This window comes from Pseudoalteromonas tunicata, from assembly GCF_002310815.1.
GTDB classification, from domain to species: Bacteria; Pseudomonadota; Gammaproteobacteria; order Enterobacterales; family Alteromonadaceae; genus Pseudoalteromonas; species Pseudoalteromonas tunicata.
Map to the genome: position 1 here is coordinate 2,642,351 of NZ_CP011032.1, position 18,972 is coordinate 2,661,322.

14 protein-coding genes are annotated in these 18,972 nt (G+C 39.5%); 8 read left to right on the forward strand and 6 right to left on the reverse strand.

The genetic code is table 11. The features are described 5' to 3' along the window. Positions 1 to 3: 3 nt before the first annotated feature. Positions 4 to 774, reverse strand: a complete 771-nt coding sequence (locus tag PTUN_RS12090) for a DUF3450 domain-containing protein (protein WP_009837193.1) — start codon at positions 772 to 774, stop codon at positions 4 to 6. Between the two features lie 425 nt (positions 775 to 1,199). Between PTUN_RS12090 and PTUN_RS12095 the strand changes: the two genes are divergently transcribed. Continuing rightward, on the forward strand, positions 1,200 to 3,002 hold the full coding sequence (locus PTUN_RS12095) for a putative 2OG-Fe(II) oxygenase (RefSeq protein WP_009837194.1): 1,803 nt from the start codon (positions 1,200 to 1,202) through the stop codon (positions 3,000 to 3,002). Here the strand turns inward: PTUN_RS12095 and PTUN_RS12100 are convergent. The 3 genes from PTUN_RS12100 to PTUN_RS12110 form a co-directional block, all read right to left on the reverse strand. Continuing rightward, a complete protein-coding gene (locus PTUN_RS12100) occupies positions 2,989 to 4,614 on the reverse strand; it encodes a tetratricopeptide repeat-containing sulfotransferase family protein (protein ID WP_009837195.1) in 1,626 nt (541 codons plus the stop codon). The two genes, PTUN_RS12095 and PTUN_RS12100, sit on opposite strands and share 14 nt — an antisense overlap. A gap of 75 nt (positions 4,615 to 4,689) precedes the next feature. Next, a complete protein-coding gene (locus PTUN_RS12105; protein WP_009837196.1) occupies positions 4,690 to 7,554 on the reverse strand; it encodes a TonB-dependent receptor domain-containing protein in 2,865 nt (954 codons plus the stop codon). 322 nt (positions 7,555 to 7,876) lie between these two features. Further along, the gene (locus PTUN_RS12110; RefSeq protein ID WP_009837197.1) at positions 7,877 to 10,219 is read right to left on the reverse strand and encodes a DNA polymerase II; all 2,343 of its coding nucleotides are present in this window, start codon (positions 10,217 to 10,219) and stop codon (positions 7,877 to 7,879) included. Positions 10,220 to 10,353: 134 nt separating this feature from the next. Between PTUN_RS12110 and PTUN_RS12115 the strand changes: the two genes are divergently transcribed. The 7 genes from PTUN_RS12115 (at position 10,354) to PTUN_RS12145 (ending at position 17,347) form a co-directional block, all read left to right on the forward strand. Then, positions 10,354 to 12,324, forward strand: a complete 1,971-nt coding sequence (locus PTUN_RS12115) for a tetratricopeptide repeat-containing sulfotransferase family protein (RefSeq protein WP_009837198.1) — start codon at positions 10,354 to 10,356, stop codon at positions 12,322 to 12,324. A 92-nt stretch (positions 12,325 to 12,416) separates the two neighbouring features. Continuing rightward, positions 12,417 to 14,489, forward strand: coding sequence for an ATP-dependent DNA helicase DinG (gene dinG / locus PTUN_RS12120; RefSeq protein WP_009837199.1), 2,073 nt, complete (start codon positions 12,417 to 12,419; stop codon positions 14,487 to 14,489). Continuing rightward, a complete protein-coding gene (locus PTUN_RS12125) occupies positions 14,489 to 15,265 on the forward strand; it encodes a TSUP family transporter (RefSeq protein WP_009837200.1) in 777 nt (258 codons plus the stop codon). The genes dinG and PTUN_RS12125 overlap by 1 nt, the downstream gene beginning before the upstream one ends. Further along, entirely contained in the window at positions 15,266 to 15,853 is a 588-nt protein-coding gene (locus PTUN_RS12130; protein WP_009837201.1) for a primosomal replication protein, read from the forward strand. Continuing rightward, entirely contained in the window at positions 15,850 to 16,758 is a 909-nt protein-coding gene (locus PTUN_RS12135) for a histone deacetylase family protein (RefSeq protein ID WP_009837202.1), read from the forward strand. Before PTUN_RS12130 ends, PTUN_RS12135 begins: the two co-directional genes overlap by 4 nt. Positions 16,759 to 16,869: 111 nt before the next feature. After that, complete coding sequence (locus PTUN_RS12140) at positions 16,870 to 17,139, forward strand: late competence development ComFB family protein (protein ID WP_009837203.1); 270 nt, start codon at positions 16,870 to 16,872, stop codon at positions 17,137 to 17,139. Beyond that, complete coding sequence (locus PTUN_RS12145) at positions 17,132 to 17,347, forward strand: YbaM family protein (protein WP_009837204.1); 216 nt, start codon at positions 17,132 to 17,134, stop codon at positions 17,345 to 17,347. The genes PTUN_RS12140 and PTUN_RS12145 overlap by 8 nt, the downstream gene beginning before the upstream one ends. 132 nt (positions 17,348 to 17,479) lie before the next feature. Here the strand turns inward: PTUN_RS12145 and PTUN_RS12150 are convergent, their stop codons facing one another. Both PTUN_RS12150 and PTUN_RS12155 read right to left on the reverse strand, forming a co-directional pair. Continuing rightward, positions 17,480 to 17,773 carry a hypothetical protein gene (locus PTUN_RS12150; RefSeq protein WP_009837205.1) on the reverse strand — a complete coding sequence of 98 codons (294 nt, stop codon included), beginning with the start codon at positions 17,771 to 17,773 and terminating at the stop codon, positions 17,480 to 17,482. Positions 17,774 to 18,124: 351 nt separating this feature from the next. Next, a complete protein-coding gene (locus PTUN_RS12155) occupies positions 18,125 to 18,967 on the reverse strand; it encodes a bifunctional transcriptional activator/DNA repair enzyme AdaA (RefSeq protein WP_009837206.1) in 843 nt (280 codons plus the stop codon). Positions 18,968 to 18,972: the final 5 nt, after the last annotated feature.

Genomic DNA, 18,972 nt, shown 5'->3' on the forward strand with positions numbered 1-18,972 from the left:
GTATTACTCCGCGCCAAAGATTGGAAGTTTAACAAGATCGAATGACGCTTGTTTGCGTGACATACGGATTAATTCTTTCACAGGTTTAAGGTATTCTTCACCTAATGCATCCCATGATTTAGTAGTATTATTCCATACCCAAGCATGTTTCATATCTAGTGACTGAGCAACATAAGCAACGCGACCTACACGACCGAAATCAACTGTAATTTCGCGGCCATCTAATTTTAAAGAACCTTGGCCTGAAGCAACGATTGAGCTGTAATCTTTCTCAATTAAGTAAGCTTCAAGTACTTGACGGTACTTTTCAGATGTCGTTACTGACGAATTAATCATTGTTTCACGTAAACGTGTTACACGATCAAGACGCTTTTCAGTTTCAAAAGGAACGTCCGCTTTGATGAATTGCTCAAGCGTATCGATCATGCGATACATCAAAGGCACAACGTTTTGTTTTGTTTTGTCGATCGTCGCAATTTGACGATTAAACGATTCAATCCCTGCATTTTGGTCAGCAACCAAATTTGCAACGTGATCGTTATAGACTTTAAGAATTTCTCTTTCATCAACAACTAAACGGAATTCAGAAATTAATTCTTGAGTTTGATCAAAAGTGTTATCCACTTTTGCTTGCGACTTTACAGCAGCCTTATGAATTACATCTTCCGCTTTGTGAAGTTCATTCAATGGATCTGCCATCACACTGTTGCTTGCAAATGCAAATGCGCCAACCAACGCAGTTGCTACAAGACTCTTTCTGATTTTAACAGACATAGTTCCCAACCAATTAAGTAATGTTACTTTTTAGAATTTAAAACTGATTAAAACTCAACCAGAACCAACGCTTCTTTTATAGAGGCGTCAACTTACCAATAATGCTAAATGCCTTTAGCTGTGTCAACTCGATGTTTCTTCAATAAGAAACTTTTTATTTAGCATTTGCGACATCAGTAAACTTTAAAAACATAATATTTACAAATGTTACTGCTGAATGTGTCATTAAAGCGCTATAAACAGGACTTTATAATAATAAAGTGTTAACAGAAAATATTTATCATTATCTCACTATTAAGCGTAAAAAAAATTAATATTTTATGAAATATAAACCCAATTAAGGTAACATATTTGTAAAATCGGTAAATAAGTTGTTTTGATTGTGTCTTTTTTGCTTCATTTTATTATTTTTGGAACATCTATTAATGTCTTTCTCTCGCTCATTTCAAGCAGCTGTTACTGCATTTCAAAACAAAGAGTATGATCTTGCTCAGAGTATCTGTGAACAACTGACCAAACAAATAAAAAACTGCGAGATATTTCATTTATTAGCATTGATTAATAAGGCAAAAAATAAATTAGATAAAAGTAGGTATTATTTTGAGATTGCGGTTAAATATGGGTCCAATAATGCTAATATTCACGCTAACTTTGCAAATTTATTAGCGAATTTGAACGATAATCAGCTTGCCAAAAAGCATTATTCTATTGCTTTAAAGCTTGATCCTGAGTTCTCAGATGTAAAAGTGAATTTTTCCTTGCTACTTAGCAAAGAGCGCAATTTATCTGCGGCGTTAAATCTAATTGACAGTGAGATTGAAAAACGAGCCCAACCGCAAAAACTATTAAAAATTAAAGCTAAAATACTGCAGAACTGTTTGGAGTTTAACCAGTCAGAAGCATTGTTTAGAGTTTGTTTAGCGCATGACCCGAGTGATTATTTTTGCCAAATTAACTATGTGTGTGTGCTAAGAGAGCTTGAACAATACCCTCTCGCACTTTCATTTTTGCAGCAAATCACTATTCAACAACCCCAAAACTCTGAAATTGCTTTTTTAACTGGCTGTATCTATTACGACCAACAAGCATATAAAGAAGCTGAGTACTTTTTAAAACAAGCGCTCATTTTTTCTCCCGAAAATATTGCAGCCCATGAAGCCTTAAACAAACTTTATTGGGAACAAGACCAACAAGCACTCTTTCTTACAAGCTACGAGATATTAAAAAACACTGTACCATCGGCCCAACTGAGTTACTCAAAAATAGCTCAGCAGATTCAAGCCAATCAATTTGAGCAAGCTCAAGTTGAATTAAATCTATTGCCCAACTCAATCATTAACACCTCAGGCTTTACTCATCTACAAGCAGTTATTGCAGATCGTTTAGGTGATAAAGCCAAGGCTAATGACTTTTACGCTCGAGCCGCGTTGGCCGACCCAGGTAATTTAAGGTTGCAAATTGATTTTGCTAATTTATTAATTAAACAAAAAAAATACCTTCAAGCACTGTCAATATTAGAGCCTTTAAGTAACCTACATTTTTTTAATCAAGAATTATGGGCTTATAAAGGGATTTGTTGGCGCTTGCTCAATAATCCAAAACATAATTGGTTAAATAATTATGAGCAATTTATTCAACCTATCAATTTGGGCTATCCATCAGGTTATGACTCTCAAGCTCATTTCTTACATGAGCTTTCGGATACTTTAATAAGCTTGCATACCGGTAAAAATCAGCCGTTAGACCAAAGTGTACGGCAAGGCACCCAAACTATCGGTAACTTATTAAATAAAAAACTTACAGTTATACAAGAATATAAACACTTGCTCACAAAAGCAGCTCACGTTTATTTAAACCAATTGCCGACTGACCCAACACATCCTTTACTGTCGCGTAATCGCGGGCAGTTTAGCTTTGAAGGTAGCTGGTCGGTGAAACTTAATAGCGGAGGTTTTCATAGTAATCATGTCCACCCTCTTGGTTGGATTTCTGGACCTAGTTACATAAATGTTCCAAAAGAAATTAATGCCAATGATCCAACCAAAGCTGGTTGGGTCAAATTTGGCGAAACTGCATTAGAGCTAGGTGAGGACGAACACATTGGACGAATGATTTGTCCACAGTCTGGATTTGTTGTGCTGTTTCCAAGTTATATGTGGCATGGTACGCAGCCTTTTAATTCATTACAAACTCGCTTAACTGCACCTGTAGATATTAGCCCTCAATAAGTTGATTTAGATAAGGCAAGTAATGCTGGTGACGCCCTGAAGAGCTGCTGTATAAAGGTTTTCGAACCTGCCACACACTTGCGGTTTTAACACTGTTTTTTTGCTCAAAAAATCGCAAACATTGCGCTTGCCATTCCAAGCCTAAAAAATGCAGTACTTTTGTGATTTCCTGTTCTGGTGTTTTTATCAATTGATCATAATCAACGGTAGTCATATCTTCATGAAATTTGTTTTGCCAAAACTGCTTTAAACGCAATTGCTCTTTATAATAGAACTGAATATCCTCTAAGTCAGTTGCATAATTCATAGCAGCACCTAGGCGAAGAAAATAAACCGATAAACAATTATCAAGTTCATTACGCTGTGTCCAGATAATTTTTGCTTGAGGAAATACTTGTTTAATTAATCCAATAAGCAAAAAGTTATCTGGTCTTTTATCGGTAATATAACTATTTTTCAAATTAATATTTTTAATTAGTTCTTGGTATTTTTCAGCGAGTTCATTCAAATTATCATGATTTATAAAAGTCACATCCGCAGGATAATTTTTCAAGTTTTGTGCTATGTAGCGAGGAAAGAAATCTAGTTCGCCACTGGTAATCACTTCTGAGTGACTTGCTAAAATTTGTTCGAGTAATGTTGAGCCAGAACGAAACATACCACAAATAAAAACCGGCTTTATTTCATTTTCAGTGGGTACTCTAACTGTATTATTCAATGAAAATACTTCAATAATACTATCGATATACTGGCGGTGTTTCATTCTATCAAACTTAGGAACTATCTGTTTATTGGTTTGGTTTGCTTGATGATAATAAGTAATAGCTTTGTCATACTGTTGACAATCATCATATGCTTTACCCAGTGCATAACTTAAATCACATCGCACACTCGCATCAAGTTGTTCTTCTTTTAATAGTTTCTCTGCTTGAAGTAACTCAGGCGCTAAACTATCAGTATATTTTGTTGCATCTATTATTCGAGCCAAGGCTTCATAATGATCAGGTTTAACTTTAAGTACCTTTAAAAAAGTAGAGATACAGGATTCTTTATTTCCAAGTTGCTCATATAAGTTAGCTAAATTCATTAGTGCACTTATATAATTAGGATTTATTTTTAATGCCTGCTCTAAATAAAAAATAGCTTGTTCGTCATCAAATAAATGATCAGATTCTATAACCGCCATGTTTAAATAAACCTCTTCAGGTTGATTAATACCACAATCGAGTGCTTGTTGATAAAAGACTAAAGCGAGTTTAAATAAACCAAATTGTTTGTGATAATAACCGGCGTTGAATAGTGCTATTTCATTTTTTGGATTTAACTTTACGAAGTTTGCATGACACTGACAAACATTTGCCAAATCATTTTGTTTTAAAAAAAGCTCTGTTAACGCATTCACGTATGCAAAATTATCCGGAGTTCTATTTATGAGTTGCTGTAAATAACGTATCGATTTTTCAATGTGTTGCTCTGCAAAGGCTATTTTTGCCAGAAACTGCAGCGCTATTTCTTGATCTTCAATAGATAAATTAACAAGCCCATGCTCAAGTAAAATTTCAGCTTGTTTAAATTGCTTATTTTTAATTAAATCGCTTGCTTGTTTTAACACTCAATACACTCTCAGTTAAATCTTTAAAAAACAAAAAAGCGAGCCTAAGCTCGCTTTTTAAGTCTTCCGTTCAAATTAGAAACGGAAAGTTACGCTCGCATGCACATAACGACCTAGTGAATCATAGAAGCCAGATACCGCATTCGCATTTGTTGATAATGTACCACCAACTAATGGCGGCTCTTTATCAAAGATGTTGTTCACACCCACTAACACGCCAACATGATCGTTAACTTCGAATGAACCTTTAAGGTCAAAGTAGCTTTGTGATGAAATGCCGCCGTCCGCTTCTAGAAGCTTATCGGTAGTGCCATCATAACCTACTGAGCCAAAATAACGCCATTTAAGCTGTGCAGTCCAGAAAGAACCAGTGTCATAGCTAAATGTTGCAGTGTGACGCCACTCTGGAGTTGCGAAACAATCAGTGCTGATATTATCAACACAATCATAGTTAGCTGTTGGAGTACCAGGTAACGGCTCGTACTCTTTGCTTAGCATGTATGTACCAATTAACTTAGCGTTGAAGTTACCACCCATGATTTCAGCATTGTAGTTTGCACTAACATCCACACCTTCCCAATGACGGCTGGCTAAGTTTACAGATGTTGCTTTAACAATACCAGTACCTATCCATAAGCTTCCGTTACCACTACGAGTGATGTTATCACAGAACGCTGAATTACCTGTTAACGCACACTGTGTAACTGTTAACTCTGGGCCAACACTACCAATAACTTCTTCAAGTTCGATATCCCAGTAATCGATTGAGAAATTTAAGTTATCAATCGGTTGTGCAACGATACCAAATGACATGGTATCTGCAACTTCAGGTTGCAGGTCTGGGTTACCACCAAATAAACCATTGTATTGGTTTGCAGGGCTCTTAGATACGTTACCATATTGAGCAGCACTTACACCTGTTCTAGCACATTCTTCTTGTTTTAATTGTGGTGATGCACCGGCACATGGGTCGTTACCACCCCATAAACCTTTCGATTGCTCAGAGAATAACTCAGCTACGTTAGGAGCACGTACCGCACGGTTATAACTTGCACGTACTTTATAGTCATCCATTGGAGTCCAATCGAATGCTACTTTATACGTATCTACGCCACCAGTAGTGCTGTAATCAGAATAACGGTAACCAAGTTCCATAGTTAATTGCTCAACCATTGGAGCGCCTGATACTAATGGAATACTTGCTTCACCATAGAATTCAGTTAAGTCATAACCACCAGTTAAGCTCTTAGTTGCGCCACCTTGACCTAGTAATAAACCTTGAGCATATACTTCATCAGTAATACGTTCGTAGTTTTCTTCACGGTACTCAGAACCTAATACCACAGCAATTGGAGCATCCGCACTAGGTACAGTTAAATCTAACTCACCCGTTACATAACCGCCGATTACGATTTGCTCAGTCACACCATTTTTTACAGCAACACCGGTTAGTGCTTTAGCTGACTCTTGTGAAATACCTTGATAAGTGAATACTTCGTAAGGGATACAGCCTGCAGTTGCAGCACAGCTTTCGTCATTTGCAGAAAGTGCTGTTTTGATACGTGGACCAAAGAAGTCATTTAAATATGCTTCAGATGATGACGTAGAACCGTATTGCATTGAGAAATCATACGTCCAGTTATCATTGATTTCACCTTCAGTACCAACAACTAAACGAAATGCGTTATGCTCGATGCTGCTTGCACGTGGGCCACCTTCAGTATTACGCTTACCGATATAAGTAGAGAACGTATCATCAATACCTAAACCGAAACGATCCATCAATTGTTGACGCTGAGTATCACTTAATAATGGCGTATTTACTGGAATGTCGTATTGGTCATTAAAGAACGTACCAGATTCTGCGATTTGAGCCGTTGTACGGTCACGCATGAACATCATTTCCATGTATGGACGGAAATGATCGTTGATTTCGTAGTTTAAGAATGTACCAAATGTGAAACGCTCATCCGGGCGCATAAAGTGGTTAATTGGTGCATAGTTATAGCTGTTTCCTACAGATGGTTTAAATGCATCACTACCTGAATCAAGTGTCCAGTACTCGTAGTCATCCCAGTTAAAGCCGCCATTTGCATCTAAGCCGCCAATGTAGAAGTTTGGTACAACTGCATTGCCAGAACCACCACACGATGTACCTGGGCCATCTAATGCACATGATGAATAGTCACGCGCAGCTTGGCGTAATTCATTTTGTTTTTTGTACGTGATATAACCAACTGCATGGCCTTTACCGCCGTCAAAATCACCACCAAGTGTGATGTCTAAGTCTAACGAAGAACCATCTAAACCTGAGTTACCTTTTGGATACTCAAAGCCTTTTTTATCCATTAGACCTTGGATGTATTTGTTATCGTTGTTATGTTGGTAAGCAGAGCCACCAACACTGATTTCAAAGCCTTCAAAATCATCGTTCATTACAAAGTTTACAACACCTGCAACCGCGTCAGCACCGTAAGTTGAAGAACCACCACCAGTTAACACTTCAACGCGCTTAACTAATGAGGCTGGAATTTGATTGATATCTGGCGCTTGGCTGTTTACACCACCCGCTTGCATACGACGGCCATTGATAAGCACTAACGTACGATTCGAACCTAGGCCACGTAAATCTAGTGTTGCTGTACCAGATGCACCATTAGCTTGGAATGCAGTCTCAGAAGCTTCGATTTGAGGTAAGCTGTTCATCATATCTTCGATACGAGTGAAACCAGAAAGCGCGATTTCTTCTTGAGATGTAATTTGTACTGGGCTTGCAGATTCCATATCAGTACGTTTGATACGAGAACCAGTTACTTCGATACGCTCTACCGCTTCTGCACCTTCTTCTGCTGCAAAAGTATTGGTAGCAAACACTGCTGTTGATGCAGCACCATAAGCAATCGCTAAGCGAACTGCTTTGGTTAGTTTATTATTTAACATTTAGATTTCTCCCTGGACCACACTCTTACGGTGCGATTAATTTTTTTGTTAATTAAGTGAACTTAATAACGATTTTCGAGTCGAGCTCATTATCCGAGGGAGATATTAAACATAAGGTGAAAGTTCGGTCAACATCCGTTTATAAATAATTAACACTTTAGCATCACCTATTTCGAAACATACACACTTTGAAACAAAGAATATACAAATCAAAAGAAACAACCAATTAAATTAACCTTATGATTTTAATTAATTAATTTAAAACTAACATTTGTTTTTTCATGTAATCCAACTGTACGCGAGAGGTTACAAAAAAAAACTGTCAATTTTCAAATAAATTTACTTGACCGCTTAAAAATTGAGCGAAACTCATATTTAGGGTAGGCAGAATTGAATCTGCTATTGGTTGTAACTGCTTTTCAAGGTAGTGCTGCAAATTGAGTTTAAGCGGCTTTTCTGTTGCCACAACTGGCCCATCTAATGTGATAACGTACTCAATCCACTGACCACGTTTTGGCGTTTTTTCGGGATATTTCATACTCATTTTTTGGGCCGCTTGCGCATGTGGAGGGATGTTTTTTACATATTCAGACAAATGTTGCCTTAAACGCTTTTTATACAACAGTAAATGATTTAACCTCCCAGCCATTAAATCACTAATCACTTGTTTTATATAGACTTCTACTGAGTCACCCGCAAATATCAATGTAAATAAATTGTACTGAAACTCACGTGCCAGCTCAGTCCAATCACTGCGTACCGTTTCCATGCCTTTAAACACCAAATGATCGCCGTTTGCATCTGAGACTTGACCTACATAGCGCTTTTTTGATCCCTCTAAACTGCCTCTAATGGTTGGCATAAAGAACGGACTGTACAAAGTTTCAAATTCAATTTCGAGGTAACTAGCAATTTTGTACTTTTTTTCGCAATAATCGCACCAAAAATTGTTAATCTTTTTTTGTAACAAAAAACCTATTTTTTTACATTCTTCAGCACTGAGTTCACTCGCCAATTGCACAAAAGTAGAGTCAGTATCACCATAAATAACCTGATACCCCAAACGTTCAATTTCGGCACGGGTGGCCAGCATAATCTCATGCCCTCTCAAGGTAATGGAGCTTGACAACCGAGGATCATAAAAACGACACCCCGTTGAGCCCAAAACACCATAAAAGCTATTCATAATGATTTTTATTGCTTGGGATAGCATTTTGTTTTTTTGCTGCTTGGCCACGTCCCGTGCTTGCCAAAGCGTCGCAATTAAATTAGGCAAATGATGCGCTGTGCGAGAAAAATAAGCATCATGAAACCCCGCAATACTTTGCGTTGGTGCTAACAAACCTTCAACCATGCCAATAGGATCAATTAAAAAAGTACGAATAATTGACGGATAAAGACTTTTAAAATCAAGTACGATGACATTTTGATATAAACCCGGCTGTGAATTCATCACATAGCCACCTGGGCTATTAAAATGATGGTTGTGATCACCTAGATTGGGCGCAACATACCCACTGCGATGCATCAAGGGTAGATACAAATTTACAAATGCTGCAACCGATCCCCCTTGGCGTTCAAGTTCTAATCCCGTTAACTGTGTACGAAGAATAGCAAAATCAATCAATTTTTCTTGCTTAAAAATATCCCATACCAGCTGACAATCTTTTAAATTATATTTGGCCAAAGCGAGTTTGTCGTATTTAAATTGATGCTCAATTTCAGCCAAACGATCATCACTTTCTATCAGTTTTTTCTCACCAATCAATTGTTCAGCAACACTTGCTAAGCTAAAGCTATTAAAATGATAGGTCGCATTTTTTAAGGTATCGATACCATCAAGCACCACTCTTCCTGGTAATAATAACTTGCCAACTGCCCGTTCGCTCAGTTGCATTGCTTGTTGCGCACGCCCTAAATACAGTGGCACCCCCAATTGTTCTGCGCGGCGATATAAAAGTGACATATCAAAATCAATCACGTTCCAACCAATAATCACATCGGGGTCACGTTCAACAAAATAGCGTTGTAGTTGCACCAGTAATTGCTCTTCATCACTGACCCAAACAATATTTTGCTCTGAATGTTGAGGCGCTCCAACCATAATAACAACATCAAAATCATCACTATAAAGCCCAACCGAAAACAAAATCCCTTGGCCGCTGCATTCAATATCAAGCGACACCACCGAAAAATTTGGCTGATAAGTTGAAGGCTTCATTTTTGCTTGTTGAAGCGTTAAATATCCTTGTTTTTTAATAGCTTGGCCTTGCACTAAAACAGAACCACGAATAAAGCGTTCCATTAAAAAACGGTCGCAATGGCGCACATCTGCCTCAAAAAGTCTAAAACCAGCCTGTTGAATGATTTTTTTCGCCTGATAAAACCCATGAAGTGTTGAAAAGTAGCAACCCGAAATTGCTTGTTGATCAAAACTTTTTAGTCCAAGCGCCTGAGTGCGTAGCAAAATATTTTCGCTTTTGAGCAAGGCTAAAATTTGGAGTAAATCAGAACTTAGCACAAAAAAAACCGCTTCTTGCTGCTCAACCATAACTTGAATAGGCCCTAAATCAGATGTTAACCAATAGCACAACGCAAAACCGTATTTGGTTTTCAGTTGCTGTTTAGTTAATACAAACCCTTCAACAGTAATTAGTTCTGACAAGTAAAATCCTTAAAAATAAGTGGTATTTGTTATGGTACTTTGTAGTATTAACAATTCGCTATCATGGGTAAGTTCTGATTAAATAACAACGCAAGGCTATTAATTTGGCATTAATTTTATCTTTAAGGTGCGGTATGAGCGATATTTTTTCTCTAATAAACCAAGTAAATCAATTGCAACAATTAAGCACTCACAATGCGCTTGCGGCGCTTGAACAGCTCACACCTATCATCAAAGCCTATCCAACATTTAATGGCGCACAGCAGCTACATTTTAACCTTTATCAACAAATTGCGGCACCACAGCAGCAAATCAATGTATTAAAAAACTGGCTAACAGCTCAACCCCAACAATTAACGGCGGTATTTGATTTAGCCAAAGTACAATACAAAGAGCAATTATTCAGTGATGCCATTCATTCGCTAAAACAGTTATGCCAACTTTATCCTGAGCATCACGATGCTTGGCTGCTTTTATCTAAGAGCTACCGTGCAATAAATGATATTGAACAAGCGCAATATAGCCATCACCAATTTGAATTAATAGCAGCCTTTAATCAGCAATTAATACAAGCCGAGCAAGCTTTTAATCGAGGAGACTTTAATACCGCCGACAAAGTAGCTCGTCAATTACTACAACAAGTAAAAAACGAACCTAGGGTATTGAGGTTACTCGCTCAGCTAGCGCAACATTTTGGTTATGACGACGTTGCAGTGCAACTGCGTGGCCAAGTATGCCAAATCAAACCGCATATTAACCAATATCAGGTTGAATTTGCGCTCACTCTTTTTGCGGTAAAACAATACCAATCAGCGCTTGATGCCATCAACCAAGTACTCGATCATGATATTTATCACCTTGAAGCCTACGGTATTAAAGCCATGTGTTTAATTAAACTGGCGCGTTACCAAGATGCTGTCGATGTGTATCAAGATTTATGTCTTTGCCACCCCAACCCTGCGCAAGTCCAACTTCGCTTAGGTAATGTCTACAAAATCATGGGCCAGCCTGATAAAGCTGTTGCCGCTTTTTTAGAGGCTATCACACTTAATCCGCTGCAAGGGGAAGCATACTGGGACTTGGCTAACTTAAAAATCTATCGTTTTAGTGCAATACAAATAAGCGAACTTAGCAAGTTACTTACTATAAAAACGCTTACAGATGAATCTCGTATTTTAATGCATTTTGCACTGGGTAAAGCCTATGAAGATCAACACGATTACGCACAAAGCTTTGAGCACTACCAAACAGCTAATCAATTAAAATTTAAAACCTTAACGCATTACAAATCGCCCAATGCAATCTCACAGACCACCTTTTTTACTGCCGAGTACTTTAAACAAACCGCATTATTAGGACATACCAGCCAAGCACCAATTTTTATTGTTGGCATGCCTCGCAGTGGTTCAACCTTGATGGAACAGATGCTATCAAATCATTCGCAGATTGATGCCACCATGGAGCTAACCGAAATTGTCTCGATAGCACGAAAACTGGCAATGCAAGCGCAACAGGCTCACACCGCCTACCCTGCAATTTTAGGCCGTTTAACAGCCAAGCAAATCGGTGCACTTGCAGAGCAATATTTGAACTTTGTACAACCTTTACGCCAAGGCGCTGCCTATTTTATTGATAAATTGCCTAATAACTTTCATCATCTGGGTTTGATCAAAACCTTATTTCCAAATGCCAAAATCATTGATGTCAGGCGCCATCCCATGGCGAGTGGTTGGAGTTTATTTAAACATTACTTTGCCGAAGGCCATGATTTTTCATACGATTTAACGCAGATTGGTTTATACCATAATCACTATGTTAGCCTGATGGATCATTGGCACAGTGTATTACCAAACCAAATTTTAACGATTTATTATGAAGATTTAGTAAATGACTTACCAACTACCCTTGCCACGGTATTTAACTATCTTGAACTTGAGTTAGAACCTGCGTGTATTGCTTTTCATACCAATAATCGCGCAGTTGCTACAGCAAGTTCAGAGCAAGTGCGCCAACCTTTGTATCAAAGTGCCCTGCATCATTGGCAAGGGTTTGACCCTTATTTAACGCCATTAAAACAAGTCGTTACTCCCAATTTAATTGGCTAACACTAAATGTGGGTGATCAGCGCTTGTGCGATCCCCTGCATGCTCTTAAAATACGCGCTGTCACTCTTTATCAACTCACTTAGGCCTGCTTGATGCTTTCCGATGCACTAAAAAAATCCATTCGTAAAATTCATCAACATGTTGCTGATAATTTAAGTGATTACAAGCCCCGTAAAGGGCAAAACTACCTTGTGGCCGAAATTGCCAAAACCTTAAGTGGCCAATATCACAGAACTCAGCGCATTTGCGTAATGGAAGCCGGCACCGGCACCGGAAAATCCCTTGCCTATTGTTTAGGTGCTTTGCCTTATGCGCTGAGTAAAAATCAAAAGCTCGTTATCTCAACCGCCACAGTCGCTTTGCAAGAGCAGTTAATTGAAAAAGAGCTGCCTTTTTTTGCTAAACATTCAGGCTTAGAGTTTAAATTTGATTTGGTTAAGGGTCGAAATCGTTATATTTGTGCGCAAAAACTTGCCATGGCACTGGAAGATGCCCCTTCGCAACTCGAGTTTATTCCGCTTAGCACCACACCTTTGTCGGATATGGAAAAAAAGTGCTTACAACAATTGCAACAAGCCTATCAAAAAAATCAATGGGCAGGTGATCGCGATAGCTGGGCAGATACCATTCCAGATGCCGTTTGGCATGTAATTGTCAGCGATAAACATGCATGTCAACGCCAGTTAAATGGCCATCAGCACTGTCCGTTTCATCAAGCACGTAATCGCTTAAATCAAATGGATGTATTAGTTGTAAACCACAGCTTATTACTCGCCGATCTCGATTTAGGCGGTGGCACCATTCTACCTGAACCTGCCAATTGCATTTATGTCATTGATGAAGCGCACCATTTACCACAAATTACCCGTGATTTTTCATCCGCTTCCGGAACCGTAAAAGGCACTATGGAGTTGCTCGAAAAGCTCAGTAAGTTTAATCAAAAGCTCGCCAATGCCATTTCATCACAGCGGGCTATTGGTCTTAATTTTAAATTGGCCGATGCCCTCAACGACAGCCAAGCACTATTAAAAAAAGTACGCGACTTTTTAAACGAACAAACCTTTGAATACAACGACGATAATGTCTATCGCTTTAGTGATGGTGAATTACCGCAAACACTCCAATTACTCAGTAAAGATTTAAATGAAACCTCATCGCTGGTGATGAAACACCTACGAAAAATGCACGAGGCCCTCACGCAAGACCTGAGCGATGGCGATGTACAAAGCCATGTTGCAGAACCCATTTTGGCTGAAAGTGGCGTGTATTTACAACGAGTCGAAAACTTTAATAAACTGTGGCACAACTTAACCCATTCAAGCCAAAGCACGCCCCATGCACGTTGGTTAAAACAACTTGAATACAAAAATAGTAACGACCACCTGCTGGCCGATTGCCCCATTGAAGTTGGTTTTTATCTAAAAGATAAACTTTGGCATGAATGCGCCGGTGCGGTGCTTTGTTCGGCAACCTTAACAGCGCTTGGCACGTTTGATCACTTTGCGTTTGAAGCCGGACTGGTCGCTGAAGAAGGTGTTAAATACCTAAAAGTGCCTTCACCGTTCGACTACCCCGCGCAGGCAACCTTGCATTTACCTAAGGTAAGCTGCGAGCCTACCGATAAAGCATTTACCCAAATGTTAATCGATTGCCTACCTGATTTTATCGAACCTGCACAAGGGAACTTAATTTTATTCTCGTCTTACTGGCAAATGGGTGAAGTGGCCAAAGGCTTAAGAGCAAAGGGCCTTAGCTTATTAATTCAAGGTGAAGCCTCGCGAGAAGCGTTACTTAACTTGCACAAAACCAAAATTGATGGCGGCAATGGCTCTATTTTAATGGGGACTCAAGGCCTTTCTGAAGGGCTTGATTTACCAGGTAATTATTTAACTAATTTAATCATTACTAAGCTCCCATTTGCTGTACCGACCTCACCCGTTGAAGAAGCACAAGCCGAGTACGTGCAAAAACGCGGTGGTAATGCTTTTTTGTCGATTACTGTGCCAGATGCGTCTAAGAAATTAGTGCAAAGCTGTGGTAGACTCCTTCGCAAAGAACAAGACTCAGGCCGGATTGTGATTTTAGACCGGCGCCTTATTAGTAAACGCTACGGTAAAGCGATGCTCGACTCCTTACCGCCGTTCAAAAGACAAATAGATTATTAATGTTAGAACTTGCTTTAGATCCAATGACTTGGACAATTCTTTGTATCGTCGCTTTTGCTGCTGGCTTTATTGATGCCATTGCAGGCGGCGGCGGTTTACTCACAGTTCCTGCACTCTTAACCGCAGGCTTACCACCCCATTTAGTCTTAGGCACGAATAAACTGGCAGCCAGTTTTGGTTCGCTTACCGCCAGTGTGACTTATTATAAAAAGAAGCTGTTTAATCCCTCGTTTTGGAAAAAATCAATTGCTGCCACCGCCCTTGGCGCGTTAATTGGCACCTTGATTGTAGATCACCTAAGCACTGACTTTTTAAATAAACTGCTTCCTATCGTCATTATCTCAGTAGCTATTTACAGTTTATTTGGCAGCTTAAACCACAGTGAATCCGTAGAAATGCCAAAAGATATTCCAAACCTTGCGCCTAAACAAATCAGTCAAGGTTTAGCGCTGGGCTTTTTTGATGGTGTTGCAGGCCCAGGCACTGGCGCTTTTTGGACCGCCAGCAATGCTTATTTATATAAAATGAACCTGCTGCTCAATTGTGGTGTAGCCCGTTCAATGAACTTTGTTAGTAACGTGGTCTCGCTCAGCGCTTTTATTGTCCTTGGCCATGTTAACTTTTTGCTTGGCATCACCATGGGGGCTTTTTTAATGTTTGGTGCTTGGTTAGGTGCGCATTCTGCCATCCGATTTGGCAGCAAATTGATCCGCCCATTATTTAATACTATGGTCATTTTACTGGCGTTAAAATTAGCCTATGAGGCATATTTATAAATGTCGCTCACTGTTATTGAACGATTAGAAGCACAAATCACTCGACTTAAGCACGATGCTAAAGCGTTTGATAATGCCAAATTACTTGAAAAAAACCGTTTTATTCAAAATAAACACCGCTTGTTTGATCCACATTTGTTCAGCAGCAAAAGTATGTTACTGCTCGATTATGTTGATGAAATTGGTGATGCCTTAAAAAGCATGCCTAATATTGCCCAGCGTAATAGTTATACTTTTGCCGTTGAAAAAATCTCCTTACAACTTGAAGCCATTGTTCGAGTATTAAAAGCAACGCCAGTGTGGGCAAAAGAAAACCAGCCCACACGTAAAAAGTATTATAAAAAAGCCGTGCAACAAATTATGCAATCATCTCATGAGCTGTATAAAGAACTCTCAGATCACCATGAGTTTGAGCGCCGCCTTAACGAAATGGTCTCTATTCGTCGCTTGCAACTTGATAAAGCCAACAGCGAGCAAGCAAATAAAATCAATCTTGAAATCTTAGCTATACATGGTCGATTAGGGCGCTGCCGCAAAGCCATTAGTGCAATTGAAGATAAAATCCAGCGAGCAGAAAAAGTAAAATGAGTGTGATTTGCTATTATCACCCCTGTTACAGCACACTTGATTTACCAGCCACACACCGCTTTCCCATCAAAAAATACCGCTTATTATTTGAAGCAATTAAAACACTTGATGACTCAAATCATTTTCAATTTCAACTGCCAACGCCAGCAACGTCGCAGCAATTGCTGCTATGTCATTCATCTGAGTATGTAATGCAATTTTTAACTGGCGAACTTGACTCTAAAGCCATTCGTAAAATGGGGTTTCCTTGGTCAAAGGAGCTAGTTGAGCGCACTTGCTTATCGGTGGGGGCCAGTATTAACGCTGCACAAATCGCCTTAAAATACGGTTTTTCGCTGCAACTCAGTGGCGGTTATCATCATGCCTTTACTGATTTTGGCAGTGGCTTTTGTATTTTTAACGATTTAGCCATAGCGGCTGCGCATTGCATTGAACTTGGCTTAGTTGAACGTGTGCTTATTTTTGATTGTGATGTGCATCAAGGTGATGGCACCGCACAAATCAGCCAACAGCAAAGCAACATCATTAGTTGTTCAATTCATTGTGAGCAAAATTTCCCTGCAAAAAAACAGCAATCTGATCTCGACTTTGCTCTCAATAAAGGCTGCACCGATGACGAATACCTAAGCACGGTGCAACAAGCACTCACCCTCGCCACGCGTTTATATCAGCCTGATTTGATTTTATATAATGCCGGAGCCGATATTTTTGCTCAAGACGAATTAGGGTATTTGAATATTAGCCTTGAGGGTGTTTATCAACGTGACCTTGCAGTCATTGGTTTTTGCCAAGCGCAGAGTATTCCTTTGGCGTGCGCCATTGGCGGAGGTTACATGCGAGATATCAATCAACTAGTCAATGTGCATCTGCAATTATTTAAAGCAGCCCTGCAATACCATAAATAAATCATATAAATGAGTAAAATATCCACCAATGCGTTCTCATAAACGCTGTTTAAGTGTTACATTTAAATGCGATAAATAATAATAACACCCAACGTTGAAAACGGAGCCTGTATGAAATTACATGATGATATTCACAATTATTATGAAAAACTCATGTTAGATGAGATCGTTAAACAAGGGATCGATAAAAAATTCGACGATGATACCTTAGCTGATTTTTGCTGTACTGTGCTCAATCACCTGCCAACCCGTTATATTCGTTTTGAAGTTGACATGGCTTTTTATTCACCACAAAAAGAACGCATTGAAATGGAAGGCAAAGTTAAAACGGCCATTGAATCAGCTCTTGAACTTATAGCCAGAAGACACGCGGATGACTGATATTGCGACACAACTGGCTAACGCACCAAAACATGTGCAATTAGCCATTGATTTAATCATGCTGCTTGAGCAGCATGAGCTGGCCCCAAACGATGTTATTGCTGCGCTAGATATAGTTAAAGCCGACTTTATAGCTAAAGAAAAAAGCGCTGCTGTGCGAAATAAAAACCACATTACAGGGAGTCAGTCTTGTAGTGTTGAAAGCTAAATAAGCATCAATATAAATGAGATGTATGTTTAAAAGCTATTTTTACCACAGAGTACAGCGCGGGCTAAAAATCTGATTAATTTATGGGCTATTCTCAGGATTGATACCATACAAATCTTGACCCTGCACTTCTCATTTACTTGCCTTTTGCTGAGCTAGATAGGCAGCATATTGTGCTCGTGCTTTTGCATCAGGCTTTAAACCTTGAGTGTTACACCACGCTAATAATTTATCTATTTTCACTGAGATTTTTTGGACAGTTTGACCCTTTTCTCGAAAATCTCTTATCGCTTGTTCAGCACCTTTTTTCCAATTTTCGTAAGAGTCATCAAGGCTAGTTGGATCATCCACTGTTTCCTTTAACTTTTGCCATTCTTCAGGCTGAAACCAAGTCATTGAATAAATAACTTTATTTTCATTAGTCATATGCAAGTGCTCCACTAAACATAACGAGCCTCTAGCATTACTCGTTATAAATTTATTGTAATTAATCAATCAACAAACGATAACTGAGTTCCTATCTCGGTTCAATTGTTTAGTCAGTTTTGCCATGAGATTTAAAAGCTATTTCTACCACCAAATAAACAGAGGCGCTGCGCTACACCGAGAGCGAAAAGCTTGTGTATTTATAAGGTAATTATCACCATAGGCAAAGAACAAAGCTAAATTAATAACTAGGTTAATTATTACATAATCATCCATGAAATGTGGGACCCTTTAAAACTGCTAATACCTGCCATTTGCCGCGAGGGTAAGAACATCTGCTGCATGGTATTGTTATAGCGCAACCGGTTCATCCCGCATTCTTTCCCATGTTTGTACCATAAGCTTCTTAGCGGGGCCCCAACGGTAACCACCAAGTGCACCACTGTGCTGTATTACCCGGTGACAGGGAATAAGTAAAGCAACAGGATTTGCTCCAATAGCGTTACCCACAGCTCTTGCAGATTGGGGTGCATTAAGTGCAGTGGCTACCTGAGAATAGCTGGCCACTGCGCCCGGTGGTATTTTCAGTAAAGCACGCCACACAGCAACCTGAAAATTCGTCCCTTTCACATGGAGCGACAACGGACCATGTTTGGCAGCTGTATCACGACTAAAAAACGCATCAATAACATAGTGCGTAGATGTGATGCTCTCTACAATCGAACTCAATGGCCAAGCGTTACGCAAGTCATCTAGCAGCTCTTCAATGTCATTGAAGTCCATGAACTCTACCCTACACACACCACGTGGTGTTACAGCTACAAACATAGGCCCCAGTGGTGTAGGGTGCACACCGTATTCGATCCGTAGCTGCTTGCCCTTATTTTTATACTCCCCTGGTGTCACTGCTTCCAGCTGCACAAAGTGATCATACAACCTTGAACTGCCGCTTAAGCCAATCTCATGTGAAACGTCGAGCAAGGAGCGGGATTTATCCAACAACGCCTTGCTACGTTCCAATGTCAAGACCTGCAAAAACCGCTTTGGTGTAGTACCCGCCCAACGACAAAACAACCTTTGAAAATGATACGGACTCAGATGCACATGGGCGGCTATCTCCTCTAGATCGGGCTGGGTAGTTGCACGCTCTACCAAATAAGCCATAGCACTTGCTATTCGGTCATAGTCTGACATGGGCC

Coding starts and splice junctions, on each gene's coding strand:
- PTUN_RS12090 (WP_009837193.1), bottom strand. CDS start 774: ATGTCTGTTAAAATCAGAAAGAGTCTTGTAGCAACTGCGTTGGTTGGC.
- PTUN_RS12095 (WP_009837194.1), top strand. CDS start 1,200: ATGTCTTTCTCTCGCTCATTTCAAGCAGCTGTTACTGCATTTCAAAAC.
- PTUN_RS12105 (WP_009837196.1), bottom strand. CDS start 7,554: ATGTTAAATAATAAACTAACCAAAGCAGTTCGCTTAGCGATTGCTTAT.
- PTUN_RS12115 (WP_009837198.1), top strand. CDS start 10,354: ATGAGCGATATTTTTTCTCTAATAAACCAAGTAAATCAATTGCAACAA.
- dinG (WP_009837199.1), top strand. CDS start 12,417: ATGCTTTCCGATGCACTAAAAAAATCCATTCGTAAAATTCATCAACAT.
- PTUN_RS12125 (WP_009837200.1), top strand. CDS start 14,489: ATGTTAGAACTTGCTTTAGATCCAATGACTTGGACAATTCTTTGTATC.
- PTUN_RS12130 (WP_009837201.1), top strand. CDS start 15,266: ATGTCGCTCACTGTTATTGAACGATTAGAAGCACAAATCACTCGACTT.
- PTUN_RS12135 (WP_009837202.1), top strand. CDS start 15,850: ATGAGTGTGATTTGCTATTATCACCCCTGTTACAGCACACTTGATTTA.
- PTUN_RS12140 (WP_009837203.1), top strand. CDS start 16,870: ATGAAATTACATGATGATATTCACAATTATTATGAAAAACTCATGTTA.
- PTUN_RS12145 (WP_009837204.1), top strand. CDS start 17,132: ATGACTGATATTGCGACACAACTGGCTAACGCACCAAAACATGTGCAA.
- PTUN_RS12150 (WP_009837205.1), bottom strand. CDS start 17,773: ATGACTAATGAAAATAAAGTTATTTATTCAATGACTTGGTTTCAGCCT.
- PTUN_RS12155 (WP_009837206.1), bottom strand. CDS start 18,967: ATGTCAGACTATGACCGAATAGCAAGTGCTATGGCTTATTTGGTAGAG.